At 47.9% G+C, this 14,385-nt stretch carries 9 protein-coding genes; 7 read left to right on the top strand and 2 right to left on the bottom strand.

Annotated features, from left to right (window positions below; translation table 11 throughout):
* Positions 1-6: 6 nt before the first annotated feature.
* Entirely contained in the window at positions 7-4,089 is a 4,083-nt protein-coding gene (locus tag CWC46_RS10935; protein WP_021016546.1) for a CHASE domain-containing protein, read from the bottom strand.
* Positions 4,090-4,500: 411 nt separating this feature from the next.
* Here CWC46_RS10935 and CWC46_RS10940 point away from each other — a divergent pair, with 411 nt between their 5' ends.
* On the top strand, positions 4,501-5,448 hold the full coding sequence (locus CWC46_RS10940) for a diguanylate cyclase (RefSeq protein WP_021016545.1): 948 nt from the start codon (positions 4,501-4,503) through the stop codon (positions 5,446-5,448).
* 174 nt (positions 5,449-5,622) lie between these two features.
* Here CWC46_RS10940 and CWC46_RS10945 read toward each other — a convergent pair whose 3' ends face one another.
* Entirely contained in the window at positions 5,623-6,729 is a 1,107-nt protein-coding gene (locus CWC46_RS10945) for an ABC transporter ATP-binding protein (protein ID WP_021016544.1), read from the bottom strand.
* A gap of 356 nt (positions 6,730-7,085) precedes the next feature.
* Here CWC46_RS10945 and CWC46_RS10950 point away from each other — a divergent pair, with 356 nt between their 5' ends.
* The 6 genes from CWC46_RS10950 (at position 7,086) to CWC46_RS10975 (ending at position 14,350) form a co-directional block, all read left to right on the top strand.
* The gene (locus CWC46_RS10950) at positions 7,086-8,321 is read left to right on the top strand and encodes an extracellular solute-binding protein (protein WP_021016543.1); all 1,236 of its coding nucleotides are present in this window, start codon (positions 7,086-7,088) and stop codon (positions 8,319-8,321) included.
* A gap of 60 nt (positions 8,322-8,381) precedes the next feature.
* Complete coding sequence (locus CWC46_RS10955; protein ID WP_021016542.1) at positions 8,382-9,689, top strand: carbohydrate ABC transporter permease; 1,308 nt, start codon at positions 8,382-8,384, stop codon at positions 9,687-9,689.
* A 10-nt stretch (positions 9,690-9,699) separates the two neighbouring features.
* A complete protein-coding gene (locus CWC46_RS10960) occupies positions 9,700-10,551 on the top strand; it encodes a sugar ABC transporter permease (RefSeq protein WP_021016541.1) in 852 nt (283 codons plus the stop codon).
* A gap of 4 nt (positions 10,552-10,555) precedes the next feature.
* Entirely contained in the window at positions 10,556-11,758 is a 1,203-nt protein-coding gene (locus CWC46_RS10965; RefSeq protein ID WP_021016540.1) for a glycoside hydrolase family 53 protein, read from the top strand.
* 144 nt (positions 11,759-11,902) lie between these two features.
* Positions 11,903-13,963, top strand: a complete 2,061-nt coding sequence (locus CWC46_RS10970; RefSeq protein WP_021016539.1) for a beta-galactosidase — start codon at positions 11,903-11,905, stop codon at positions 13,961-13,963.
* Positions 13,964-14,035: 72 nt separating this feature from the next.
* Positions 14,036-14,350 carry a PTS sugar transporter subunit IIB gene (locus tag CWC46_RS10975; protein WP_021016538.1) on the top strand — a complete coding sequence of 105 codons (315 nt, stop codon included), beginning with the start codon at positions 14,036-14,038 and terminating at the stop codon, positions 14,348-14,350.
* Positions 14,351-14,385: the final 35 nt, after the last annotated feature.

Here is a 14,385-nt window from a genome sequence, read left to right on the forward strand (position 1 = left end):
CCTGTTTCAGTGCTGTTTGTTCGGCTGGAAGAGGCCTGAATTGAGCTGTTGATTTGCGGCATCAAATTCAAGGTTATTCGCTTGTCTGGCGATTTCATGCATGGCCTGGGTTTGTTCAGGCGTATTCCAGGGGTGTGCTGAGAGTTCTTCGGCAAGATCAATTGCTTTCATGTTTTTCTCAATTAGCAGGGATGACAGTAAATTCAGTTTGACGCGGATTTCTTGATGATTGTTCTGCTTATCAGAAGTCGGAGGCTCTTCATGCGTTAATGACAGATCGGCAAGCGCTTTATCCAGTACATCCAGATTGCCATGGAGCAGTGTATCCAATTCTTGAATATTCTGATCTGTTAACTCGGTATGAACCGATACACCACCCTCTTTTTTCGCTTTTAACCTGCTTTCAATCTCACCTACCTTACGAAAGAATACGTCCGCCCCGATATTGGCGGCAGAACCTTTAAGTGTATGTAGCGTCATTAATACGGCATTAAGATCGTCAGCTTTTGACTGCTGAGCCAGTTCAGTTAAAAGCCTTGTCGCGCTGTTTTTATATTGGGTCAGCATTTTTCTATAGAAGCTCGGGTTATTTCCAAAACGAGCGAGTGCTTTTTCGTGCGCATCCGATGGTTCAACCGCTGGCGGTGGCGCTATTTTCTTCGGGGTTATCTGCTGTAAAATAGTAGAGACAATATTATCAATGCTGAGTGGTTTACCCAGATGGGCATTCATTCCGGCGTCGATACAGGCTTGTACATCACTGGGATTAACATTGGCGGTCATGGCAATGATGGGGAGTTCTGTCTGGGAGCGGCTTTCCCGGATCAAGCGGGTTGCCTGTAAACCGTCCATTTTAGGCATTTGCATATCCATAAGGATAACCTGGTAATTTTTGGCGTGAGAAAGCACTTTCTCGGTAGCTTCAAGTCCATCAGTAGCGGAGTCCAGATCGGCGCCTTCTGCGGCCAGTAATTCAAAGGCAATCTGGCGATTGAAATCATTGTCCTCAACCAAAAGTATACTGATACCAGACAACCTTTTTTCCTGTGCTGCTTCATGCTGGTTCAAAGGTAGGGGCGCGGTTAACAAAGTCGGTGATTTATTCCTTAAAGCTCGCCTAATCGCCGATTTGATTTGCCCTGGTGTGATAGGTTTCATCAGGAAATCATCAAACAATTCACCATCGATGTGATGAGATGCTGACTGTAATACGTCATTTTCAAAGGCGCTAATAATGAGTACCACCGGGGACTCATCAGGCAAAAAGTGTTTTCTTATCTGACGTGCAACGTCGAGCCCGTTTATGTTGGGCATAACATAATCAAGCAAAATGACATCAAACGGTTTTCTGTTACGAAAGCTCATCAATGCCAATGCTTCTTGCCCACTACTTGCACATTGGGTTGTCCACTCTTCTTGTTTAAAATACTGCTTCAGAATATTGAGTGATGTCGCATTATCGTCTACCACCAGGCAACGAAGGTGTCGGGTATAATCGGCAATAGCCTGGTTGTGAGGGTGTTGAGTGGGAAGTGACAGGGAAATATCAAACCAGAAGCGACTGCCTTTTCCCAGTGTACTTTCAAGGGACAGGTGCCCGCCCATTAAATTGACCAGTTGCTTACTGATGGATAATCCCAGACCGGTTCCACCAAATTGCCGAGAGATTGACGAATCTGCCTGAGTGAAGCTTTCAAAAATAAGTGACTGTTGTTCGTGGCTGATGCCGATGCCGGTATCCTGAATAGAAAAACGCAAACGTGAATGAGTGCTGCCATATTCCAAAAGAGAAACACTGATAGTGACATTCCCGCTTTCTGTAAATTTGACGGCATTACTGGAAAGATTAATCAGGATTTGCTGGAGGCGAATCTTGTCGCCAATAATCTTATTGGGTATTTCCGGGTCAAGTTCGAACATGATTTCAACACTCTTTCCGCCTTGGCTGCCAATTAAAATAGCGGACAGTTCGGAGAATAATTCTTCTATGCTGAACTCTTGCATCAAGAGTTCAAGCTTGCCAGTTTCTGCTTTTGAATAGTCAAGAATATCGTTCAACAGATTGAGTAGCAATTTGGCAGCGGTGTAGGCTTTCGTCACGTAATCCTTCTGTTGGACAGAAAGCACCGTGCGCTGAATAAGTTGCAGCATACCGAGAATCGCATTCATCGGGGTGCGGATTTCATGGCTCATATTGGCCACAAACATCGATTTTGACCGACTGGCAAGGTCAGCTTTATTTTTCGCCGACTGAAGCTCCATTTCATATCTTCGTTGCTTAGTAATATCTTGATTTATACCAGTAATCCTGACTGGATTGCCATTGATGTCATACTGCACAAGACCTGCGCTTTTGAGGTAACGAATTTCACCATCAGGTTGTAATATTCTGAACTCCGGCAGAACTTCGATTTTCCCATCGCGCAAATTTTGTAAATTGGAATGAATCAGCGCTATGTCGTCGGGATGCAGGCGATCAAGTAACGCTTTAATGGGAATATTATCTTTATTGATATATTCAGGGAGCGTATAGAGTTCAACCATTTTATCGTTTAACGCGATCGTGTCTGTTGCCAGATCCCAGCACCATATCCCTAATCCTGCAATTTTTGCCGCTGTACTCAATTGATTGCTGGTGGTCAGTAAATCATCGGTTTGAATTCTGACTTTTTCTTCCAGGGAAGTATTAAGAGCATGTAATTCATCTTGCATCTGTAGCATCTGCGTGATGTCACGGAAGGTAATTGAGGCACCGGTGATTTCTCCAACGGGTTTGGTCAGTGGCGCCGCCGATTCTGAGAGGATGACGTGTTCCCCGTTTTTATGCCGGCGCTGAGTTTGTACGCGTGACAGTGATTGACCCTGGTTTATTATCTTCAATAAATCATATGATTCTGGTTCTTTCTGTATGGGTTCAGCCAGCGTCAGCCATGATTGACCAATGGTTTCTTTTTTCTTATATCCAAGAATGGCTTCGGCACCGGGATTCCAGCTCTCTATAATGCCTGCGCAGTTAATACTGATGATACCGTCTGAAGAACTTTCAACAATAGCCGCCAGCGACGCCTGTTTCGTATGAACACGCTTGCGTTGCTGTAAAAGAATACCGACACTTCCGGCAAGCAGGGTAATTAAAACACTTATTATTTCACTGATCAGGAAAACCCGCTGCGGTGATAAAAGATGCAACCCGGTAATAAACTCTGGAGAAACCGCGAGGGTGTACTGCCAGTGGCGCCCAAATAGTGTGAGGCCGCCGGTTATCGTTTTTTCATATAACGCGGTGTCCTGAGGGCTTTGATAAAAATGAACGGGGGTTTGGGCCTGAGTGATGTCAGTCAGGCTCAGGTGGAACTCACTGTTAAGATTAATGGCGTGTAAAACATCTTCTGTTAATAAAGCGGCGTAGCTCCATCCGATTAGTTTGCTGACGCGCTCTGATTCGCTTTCCGGCGTCACCGCATCGCGGTAGATAGGTAAAAGAATCAGAAATGACTGGAGTGGTTTCCCTGTGGCCTGTACCAGAGTAATCGGCCCGCTTAGTATGACCTTGCCAGTTTTCATTGATTGTATTGCTGCTTCTCTACGTGTTTCCTGAGAAGCAATATCCAGGCCGATGGCTTGCAGGTTAGGGCCTTCCGGCTCAATATATCGAATGATATAATGATCCCCGTGATGTTCTGTCAGTTGTTTGACAGTAAAATCACTGTGTCGAATGGCACGCACTTGTGTAACAAATGCGGCCAGTTGATCGTCCGGGACGCGCTGGATATAGCCAAATCCTCTGGCTCCCGGAAACTCATTTTTTATATTCCGGGTGCGGCTATAATTGGCAAAGAGATTTTGTGTCAGGTTGTCGCCGGCGACGATGATGGCGCCACGGGCTCCCCGTAGCCCGTACTGGTAGAGTGTGATTTGATCAACCAGTTGTTTTGTAATGTTCTGTGCCGATTTCTGTATCGCTTTTTCTACGAGCAGTTTGTTCTCTTCATGCCTGTTAACGGCTATTAGTACGCTGACTATTGTCAGGCTGATAAGGAGACTGGCGGACCAGTAGTTTGAAAAGATGCGTTTCAATCGTCGCAGCATGGGATTATTCTCGGCAAATTATCATTTTTATTTCTTTAATAACGTCAGTTCAGTTATAGCATTGAAATTATTAACCTGCTAAAAACAGTAGCAAACATGTCATTATTGTTATCTACCATCAATAATGATAGAGCATGCTGGTCTTTAGCATTTCCGATCCATACTATAGTGAGATAAAAATAATTTTTATGTCCGTTATACTTCAAGTTGCAGGTGTATTGGTTGCCCTTAATGGCTCGGTTTCCGTCTTTCTGTAACTCGAATTATTTAAGGCATATCTGGATTTTTAATCTGCAATAGAAAAATATAGGTGCACTATTTATATTATGGCGTATTTAACTGTATAACTTATTCTATTTGTTAAGTAAGTCATCATAACGGTGGTCACTGCTGTAGTGATAAGGGGAAGAAATGAGTAATGAGAGACTGGCTTTCCCCGGACAGGAGGAGAAGCAAAAAATACTGATTGTGGATGATCAGGTCGTCAACATAAAAATACTGAACGAAATATTTAAAAAAGATTACGACATTATTATGGCAACTTCTGGAAAACAGGCGTTACAACTTGCCAGAGAGCAAAAGCCAGATCTGATTTTACTGGATATTGTGATGCCTGATCTTGATGGCTATTCTGTGTGCCGGGAACTGAAAGCTTCTGTTGAAACCTCATATATTCCGATTATTTTTGTTACTGCCCGTGATGATGAGGGGAATGAGGTACAGGGTTTTGAAATTGGCGGTGCTGATTATATTACCAAGCCGGTAAACCCGGTGATTGTATATGCCAGGGTGAAAACCCATCTGATGCTTAAAAAGCAATTTGATTTGTTGGAAAATCTTGTCAATCAGGATGGGTTGACCCACATTGCGAATCGACGCAAATTTGATGAGATGTTGTCATGCCATTTCAACGTTTGTCAGCGTGAGTCATTACCCTTATCGCTTTTAATGATCGATGTGGATTTTTTCAAGCGATTTAATGACCAATATGGCCATGTCGCCGGCGACAAATGCCTACAGAAAATGGCTATCGCATTGTCTAATGAGTTTCGGCGGCCCTGGGATTTATGCTGTCGTTATGGTGGTGAGGAGTTTGCGTGTTTGCTGCCGCTTACCAATAAAGATGGGGCAACGAGCAAGGCACACTCGGTGCTGGAGGTTATTCATGATTTGAACATTCCACACGTGTCATCCGATGTCAGTGATCGGGTATCGGTAAGTATCGGTGTCGCCAGTATTATCCCTTCTGCCACGAATAGCGGCGAAATGCTTATCCAGCAGGCTGATGCCGCACTGTACCAGTCCAAGCAGGATGGTCGTGCAAGAGTGACAGTGTTTACGGAGATGCAATCTGATTAACGCCGGTTACTGGTACGTTGCACCGGTAACCGCGACGGGTAAAGATATGTGTGATGGCCGGTAGCCGATCCTTCATTATCTTGAATGGCGCACTCTATGCCAGTTCACCGTGTTAGCGAGCCGGGCTGAGTGAAGCACTGGCGTTAGGCATTGACTAAGCGGTAGTCCAGATTTTTATTGCTGGTTAACCTGAATATCGGCGCTGATTCGTGTGCCGTGTTCATCAAATATCAAACACTGCCCGGAATCGAAACCCAACTGCAATTTTTGATAGGGCGTGAAATGGGCATCCCCTGGCAGCAGTATTTTGAAGCCATCATGACCGTGGCACTGACCGAACAGATAGGTGTTATTGCCCAGTCGTTCCACCACTTCACAGTGAAAGTCCAGTTGTAACGGCATTGTGCTTGCTGTGGACAGGTGTTCCGGGCGGATACCGAGCGTCACGTTCACGTTGGGCTCTACCTGTTGAGTCCGTATCGCGAGGGTGAGGGTTTTACCGTATTCAATGGCCACGGTGAGCTTCTCGGGTTTCCAGTTCACCACCGTTGCCGGTAGAAAATTCATTTTTGGTGAACCGATAAACCCGGCGACAAATCGATTGTCAGGGTTGTAATACAGGTCCATCGGTGACCCCATTTGTATTACCCGCCCATCGTTCATCACCACAATTTTATCCGCCAGCGTCATCGCTTCAATTTGATCGTGGGTAACATATACCATGGTGGTTTTCAGTTCCTGGTGCAGTTTGGCGATATGCAGACGCATATCAACCCGCAGCTCGGCATCCAGATTGGAGAGTGGTTCATCAAACATGAACACGTTGGGATTACGTACGATGGCGCGACCAATCGCGGTGCGCTGTCGCTGGCCGCCAGAGAGTTGTTTGGGCTTTCTGTCCAGCAAATGGGAGAGTTGCAGTGTTTTGGCAACCATCTCTACCTGATGGCGGATCTCTGCCTTTGGTGTACCGTTGACTTTCAGCCCGTATCCCATGTTTTCGGCGACCGTCATATGCGGATACAACGCATAGGACTGAAACACCATGGCCACGCCACGGTGAGCAGGGGCGACATCGTTAACGCATTCATCGCCAATCAGTACCTCTCCTTCACTAATCTCCTCCAGACCGGCAATCATGCGCAGTAACGTGGATTTGCCGCAGCCCGAAGGACCAACAAATACCGCAAATTCCCCTCCCTCAATATCAAGATTGATATTGTGCAGCGTCACCGTTTTGCCAAAACGTTTGGTGACATTTCTCAGTCTTATGCTGGACATCGGTTGATCCTCGGAACGTTGTCAGTAAATGAGTCGTGTTAGAGAATGAATTACTCTCTTGATGTAATACGTATAACAAAGTTTAATTAATAACTATAACAGCTAAAAAGTCTTTAAAAGACTATAACTTGGCTAGATTTTAAGCCATATCATCGCGTTTCATTTATGCAATCATGATCACACATTGATGATAATTATATAGATTTAACAGTGATCTAAGCATAGCGTATAACAACTGAGGGAACGGGTGAGCTCTGTTTAGTCATGTTGTGGGATAGATCATTCATGTATCGATTGAATATCAAAATATGAACATGAATTAAAAAAATGTAATACCTTCACAAAAGAGGTGAGTGATGAAAATCAAAAAAATAACCGCTCTGCTCCTGACCGCACTGGTGGCGGGCCAATATTCCACTTTCGCCGCTGCCGCGGCAAGCCGGCAACTGACGGTGTGGGAGGACATAAAGAAATCTGTTGGCATAAAACAGGCCGTTAGTGATTTCGAAAAACAGTACAACGTGAAAGTCAATATGCAGGAAATGCCTTATGCACAACAGATTGAGAAGCTGCGTCTGGATGGCCCGGCAGGCATTGGTCCTGATGTGCTGGTGATCCCTAACGATCAGCTCGGTTCTGCGGTCGTGCAAGGATTGCTCTCGCCACTGACGGTCGACAAAGCGGAAGTCGCCGCCTTCACGTCGTCGTCCATCCATGCCTTCACCATGAACAACCGGCTGTACGGTATTCCCAAGGCGGTAGAGACATTGGTGCTGATCTACAACAAGGATCTGTTGCCCAAGCCGTTGGCTACGCTGGATGACTATTACCGCTTCTCCAAAAAACAGCGGGCGGAAAATCGATACGGTTTGCTGGCGAAATTCGATCAGCTTTATTACAGCTGGGGCGTCATGGCGTCGATGGGCGGCTACATCTTTGGCAAAGACAGCAAAGGTGGATTGAATACTCTGGATATCGGTCTCAACACCCCGGGTAGCGTGGCGGCGGTCAACAGCCTGAAAAAATTCTACACCGACGGGCTATTCCCCAGAGGGATCATTGGTGACAGTGGTCTTAATGCCATTGATTCTCTGTTTACCGAGAAAAAGGTGGCGGCGGTGATCAATGGGCCATGGGCCTTTCAGCCTTACGCTGACGCCGGTATCAATTATGGTGTTGCGCCGCTACCGAAACTGGCCAATGGCCAGTCGATGAACTCTTTTCTGGGGGTGAAAGGTTACGTGGTGTCCACCTGGGGCAAGGATAAGGTGCTGGCACAGCAATTTATTACATTTATCAATCAGCCTGAGTATGTGAAAACCCGTTATCAACTGACCAAAGAGATCCCACCACTGGTCGCAATGATTAATGACCCGTTGATTAAAAATGATCAGCGAGCCAGCGCCGTCGCTATTCAGGCCAGTTTGGCGACCGCCATGCCCAGCGTGCCCGAAATGCAGGAAGTCTGGGGCCCGGCTAACGCTGCGCTGCAATTGAGCATGACCGGCAAACAGGCACCTCAGGCCGCGCTGGACGATGCGGTGAAACAAATCAAGATGCAAATTGAGGCGATGAAAGCCAGCAATCAGTAACTCCGGCCTCCGCTTATCCTGAACGGGAGGACGGCTCCCGTCATAAAGAAGGAACAGTTTGTGATTATCACTCCCAGTGAAAAGTTAACCGTTGTTAAGGGGCGGTGTCGCCATGCGGCGGTCGCATTGCTGTTTGCCCTAGTCCCCGGTTTTGGCCAGTTCTATCACCGGCAGTGGGCGAAAGGGCTCATTTTCCTGGTTCTGCTTAGCAGCTTTATCGGTGTGTTTCATGACTTTCTCATGGAAGGTGTGTGGGGTCTGTATACGCTTGGCGAGCAAGTACCACGTGATAACTCCATTTTTCTGTTGGCGAAGGGCATTATCAGCCTGTTGATCATCGCGTTCGGGTTGGCAGTTTACGCCTTGTCACTACGTGATGCCTGGGTCAATGGGCAGAAACGGGATGAGGGGTTGGCGCTTAATAGTGTGCGGCAGCAATATCAGATATTGCTGAGTGAAGGTTTCCCGTACCTGATGATCACGCCGGGGTTTATCCTGCTGGTTTTTGTGGTGATCTTTCCCATTCTGTTTGGTTTTTCAATTGCCTTTACCAATTACAATCTGTATCACACCCCGCCAGCAAAGCTGGTGGATTGGGTCGGTCTCAGGAACTTCGTCAACATTTTTACCTTGTCTATCTGGCGGTCCACCTTTCTGGATGTGTTGCAGTGGACAGTGGTCTGGACGCTGCTGGCTACCACGCTACAGTGCAGTGTGGGTGTGTTGCTGGCCATTTTGGTCAATCAAAAGGATTTGCGATTTAAGCCCTTGATCCGCACCATTTTTATCCTGCCGTGGGCGGTGCCGGGTTTCGTCACTATTCTGGTATTTGCCGGCATGTTCAATGACTCTTTCGGTGTCATCAATAATGCCATTCTGGCGTTTTTCGGTATTGCCCCCAAAGCCTGGCTGACCGATCCGTTCTGGACTAAAACCGCACTGATCATGATGCAAACCTGGCTTGGTTTCCCGTTTGTGTTCGCCATGACCACCGGCGTGTTACAGGCCATTCCAGAGGATTTGTATGAAGCGGCGACGATGGATGGCGCGAGTGTCTGGACCAAATTAAAAACCATTACACTACCGTTGGTACTCTACTCCATTGCACCAATCATCATTACGCAATACACCTTCAACTTTAACAATTTCAACATCATCTACCTGTTTAACAATGGCGGCCCGGCGGTAGTCGGTTCCAACGCCGGAGGCACGGATATCCTGGTCTCCTGGATCTACAAACTGACCATGTCCTCTTCGCAGTACGCCATTGCCGCCACTATCACCATTCTGCTGTCCATTTTTGTGGTCGGTTTGGCGTTGTGGCAATTCCGTGCCACCCGTTCATTCAAAAATGATGATATGGCTTAAGGGGATAACCATGGCAACGTCGAAGAGCATAAAAAAAGAGAAGTGGGTGCGGCTGTCCCTGTCCTGGCTGCTGATTCTGCTGGTGTCGGTGATTATCATCTACCCGCTGGTGTGGACCATCGGGGCATCATTGAATGCTGGCAACAGCCTGCTGAGCAGTTCTATCATCCCGGAAAATCTCTCGTTTCAGCACTATGCCGACCTGTTCAACGGCCAGGTTAGTTACCTGACATGGTATTGGAACTCGATGGAGATCAGCGTGCTGACCATGATATTGACGCTGATCAGTGTCAGCTTTACCGCCTACGCGTTTTCCCGTTTTCGCTTCAAGGGCCGGCAAAACGGCCTGATGCTGTTTTTGTTGCTGCAAATGATTCCACAGTTTTCCGCGTTGATTGCCATTTTTGTCCTGTCACAGTTACTGGGGTTGATCAACAGCCACCTGGCATTGGTGCTGATTTATGTGGCCGGCATGATCCCGATGAACACCTATTTGATGAAAGGCTATCTGGATGCTATCCCGAGGGATCTGGATGAGTCGGCGCGCATGGACGGTGCCGGTAATTTCCGTATTTTTGTGGAGATCATCATGCCACTTTCCAAACCGATTATCGCCGTAGTGGCGCTGTTTTCCTTCACCGGCCCGTTAGGAGACTTCATTCTTTCCAGCACCATCTTGCGGACACCGGATCAATATACCTTGCCGATCGGTCTGTACAACCTGGTGTCCGAGAAGATGGGGGCCAGTTACACCACCTATGCGGCGGGCGCGGTACTGATCGCCGTACCGGTCGCTATTTTATACCTGGCCTTGCAAAAATATTTTGTATCCGGCCTGACCTCTGGCAGTACCAAAGGATAATGTCATGAATACAAGCACGTTGGCGTTTTTAGGGTTTTGTCTCGTTTTAGCCCCCGCGGCCCCGGTAGTGGCGGCTGACCCGATAGTGATCACCCCGCTGCGCCATGAGCCCACCGGGTTTATTAAAGGCGTGGATATTTCCACATTGGCTGATGTCGAGCAGCATGGTGGCAAGTTCTATGATGAGCATCACGTCCGGCAGGACCCACTGGTCATTCTCCGACACAACGGCGTGAATTACGTCCGTCTGCGCCTGTGGGTCGATCCGAAGGACAGCGCTGGTAACCCGTATGGCGGGGGTAACAATGATCTCGCCACCACACTGGCGCTGGCAAAGCGCGCCAAGGCGCAGGGGATGAAGTTGTTACTGGATTTTCATTACAGCGATTTCTGGACCGATCCCGGTAAACAGTACAAGCCCAAGGCCTGGCAGGGGATGGGATATGAACAATTGAAAACGGCGATTCATGACTATACCCGCGACACCATTGCCACGTTCAAACAGCAGGGAGTGCTGCCGGATATGGTGCAAATCGGCAATGAGATTAACGGCGGCATATTGTGGCCGGAAGGCAAAAGCTGGGGACAGGGTGGTGGTGAATTTGATCGTTTGGCTGGACTGTTGAACGCCGCGATAAGTGGTCTGCGGGAAAATCTGACCTCGCCATCACAGGTGAAAATCATGCTGCATCTGGCAGAGGGAACCAAGAATGACACCTTCCGCTGGTGGTTCGATGAAATCACCCGACGTAATGTACCGTTCGATGTCATCGGCCTGTCAATGTACACCTATTGGAATGGTCCGATCAGTGCGCTGAAAGCCAATATGGATGATATCAGCAAGCGCTACGGTAAGAACGTGATTGTGGTGGAAGCCGCTTATGGTTACACCCTGGCAAATTGCGATGATGCCGAAAACAGTTTTACCGACAAAGAGGCAAAAGCTGGTGGCTATCCGGCAACGGTTCAAGGGCAGAGCGATTTCATTCACGATTTAATGCAAAGCATCATTGATGTGCCCGATGGTCGCGGTAAAGGGATGTTTTATTGGGAACCCACCTGGATTGCGGTGCCGGGTGCCGGGTGGGCAACGCCAGCGGGCATGAAATATATCCATGATAAATGGAAAGAGGGAAATGCCAGGGAAAATCAAGCCTTGTTTGATTGCCAGGGAAACGTCCTGCCTTCCGTCAAGGTATTTAATTGATTTTTCACAACATCGTTATACCCGTCATTTTTCACGTTACAGGTGTGGTGTCGACCTTGGAAATTCCTGCGGTCGGCACCTTTCTGCAACTCGAAACCTATTGGTAAATACAGAAATTCAGTGGTCAATATTCAAGAGGTTGTAATGAATAAATTTCCTCCTTTAAGCGCAAAGGTTGCTGGCTTATTGCACGGAGCAGACTATAACCCGGAGCAATGGATTAATTATCCGGGGGTAATTGAACAAGATATTCAAATGATGAAGCAGGCGAATTGTAATGTCATGTCGGTGGGTATTTTCAGTTGGTCAATGCTGGAACCGGAAGAGGGAAAATATCAATTCGACTGGCTGGATGATGTGCTGGATAAATTGAATGCCGCCGGTATTCGGGTCTTTTTGGCCACGCCCAGTGGTGCCAGACCGGCGTGGATGTCTCAGAAATATCCTGAAGTGCTGCGCGTGGGGCGTGACCGGGTACAGGCATTGCATGGTGGTCGGCATAATCATTGCCCATCGTCACCGATTTATCGCCGCAAGGTCAATGCTATCAACCACCAGCTGGCACATCGCTATGCGTACCATCCAGCGGTGATTGGCTGGCATATTTCCAATGAATATAGTGGCGAGTGCCATTGCAGCCGTTGTCAGGATAATTTTCGTCGCTGGTTACAGCTGCGATATCAGACGCTGAACAAGTTGAACGAAGCCTGGTGGAGCACGTTCTGGAGTCATACTTATAGCGATTGGTCACAGATTGAATCACCGGCACCACAGGGTGAGGTGTCCATCCATGGTTTAAATCTGGACTGGCGGCGTTTTTGTAGTACGCAGGCCACCGATTTCTGTGCACAGGAAATCGTCCCGCTGAAAGCGGTGAACCCGAATCTGCCCGCCACCACTAATTTTATGGAGTATTTCTACGATTACGATTACTGGCAGTTGGCACAGGTGATTGATTTTATCTCCTGGGACAGCTACCCGCAGTGGCATAGCCAGCCGGATGAAACGGAACTGGCTTGCTACACGGCCATGTACCACGATCTGATGCGTACGCTGAAGCAGGGAAAACCGTTTGTGCTGATGGAATCCAGTCCAAGCGTCACCAACTGGCAACCGACCAGCAAGCTGAAGAGACCCGGTATGCATATTCTTTCTTCATTGCAGGCGGTGGCGCACGGTGCGGATTCTATCCAGTACTTTCAGTGGCGGAAAAGTCGTGGTTCGGTGGAAAAATTTCACGGTGCGGTGATTGATCATTCTGGTCGCCTTGATACCCGGGTCGGACAGGAAGTCAGTGAGCTGGGTCGCCTGTTGGGTGTTATGGCCCCGGTGGCGGGTAGCCGGATTGACGCTCGTGTGGCTATCATTTTTGATTGGGAAAGTCGTTGGGCAATGGATGATGCGCAAGGGCCGCGCAACCATGGACTGTATTATGAGAAGACTGTGGCGGAGCATTATCGCCCCTTCTGGGAACAGGGCATCGCCGTGGATATCATTAATGCCGATTGTGATCTCAGTGGTTACCAACTGGTGATTGCCCCCATGCTGTACATGGTACGTGACGGGTTCGCCAAAAACGCCGAAGACTTTGTCAGGCAGGGAGGGCAGTTTGTCACTACTTACTGGAGTGGGATCGTCAATGAGACCGACCTGTGTCATCTTGGCGGTTTCCCCGGTCCTTTGCGTCCGCTGTTGGGTATCTGGGCAGAGGAGATCGATTGTCTGAAAGAGGGTGAAACCAATAGCGTTAATAGCACACCTGGCAATACGCTAGGGCTGCAAGGGGCCTGGTCGGCGCGCCACCTGTGTGAATTGCTTCATCTTGAGGGGGCGACGGCGCTGGCGACTTACGGCAGTGATTTTTATGCCGGGCGTCCCGCTGTGACGGTCAACCGGTTCGGCGCGGGTGAGGCCTGGTATGTGGCTTCACGCAATGATGCGGCATTCCAGCGCGATTTCTTTGGCGCACTGGCGGCAAAGCTCAATCTGCCTCGTGCACTGGAAACCGTGCTACCTTATAGTGTTACGGCACAGCGACGAACTGATGGTGAGTGTGAGTTCGTTATTGTGCAGAATTTCAGTGATGAGATGAAAACGCTATCCCTGCCAGCGGGTTATGTAGATATGGCAAATGGAAAGGCGTTGTCGGGCATGATCACTTTACTGCCATGGGGCTACCGTATTTTATCCCGTTATCTGGCATAGGTTGATCTTTATGGATTGCGCCCGTTCTATTGATCGGGCGTTTTTGTTTTTGCATGATATGAGGAAATAAGAATGGTAAATTTGAAATCTTTTATCAACTATTTTTCCCACCCCAAAAAAATGGTGGAAAATAGTGATATTGACAACCAGTATCTGGAAAAATTAATACAAAACTTTGGTGGAAGAGAGAACATAAAATATGTAGATGCCTGTATTACGCGGCTGCGTGTTACCGTTAATGACCTGTCTATGGTGGATTCTAGCGGGTTGCAGAAATCAGGGGCATTAGGCGTGATTATTATTGGTCAGGAGGTTCATGCCGTATTTGGTACGCAATCGGATAATCTACGTAAATTACTTGAAACACGTTTTTCTATTAATGATTAAGAATAAAAAATATTGATAACCACTTGAAGTGGTTA

It is taken from the genome of Prodigiosinella confusarubida (genome assembly GCF_002847015.1).
Lineage (GTDB): Bacteria > Pseudomonadota > Gammaproteobacteria > Enterobacterales > Enterobacteriaceae > Prodigiosinella > Prodigiosinella aquatilis.

Coding starts and splice junctions, on each gene's coding strand:
- CWC46_RS10935 (WP_021016546.1), bottom strand. CDS start 4,089: ATGCTGCGACGATTGAAACGCATCTTTTCAAACTACTGGTCCGCCAGT.
- CWC46_RS10940 (WP_021016545.1), top strand. CDS start 4,501: ATGAGTAATGAGAGACTGGCTTTCCCCGGACAGGAGGAGAAGCAAAAA.
- CWC46_RS10945 (WP_021016544.1), bottom strand. CDS start 6,729: ATGTCCAGCATAAGACTGAGAAATGTCACCAAACGTTTTGGCAAAACG.
- CWC46_RS10950 (WP_021016543.1), top strand. CDS start 7,086: ATGAAAATCAAAAAAATAACCGCTCTGCTCCTGACCGCACTGGTGGCG.
- CWC46_RS10960 (WP_021016541.1), top strand. CDS start 9,700: ATGGCAACGTCGAAGAGCATAAAAAAAGAGAAGTGGGTGCGGCTGTCC.
- CWC46_RS10965 (WP_021016540.1), top strand. CDS start 10,556: ATGAATACAAGCACGTTGGCGTTTTTAGGGTTTTGTCTCGTTTTAGCC.
- CWC46_RS10970 (WP_021016539.1), top strand. CDS start 11,903: ATGAATAAATTTCCTCCTTTAAGCGCAAAGGTTGCTGGCTTATTGCAC.
- CWC46_RS10975 (WP_021016538.1), top strand. CDS start 14,036: ATGGTAAATTTGAAATCTTTTATCAACTATTTTTCCCACCCCAAAAAA.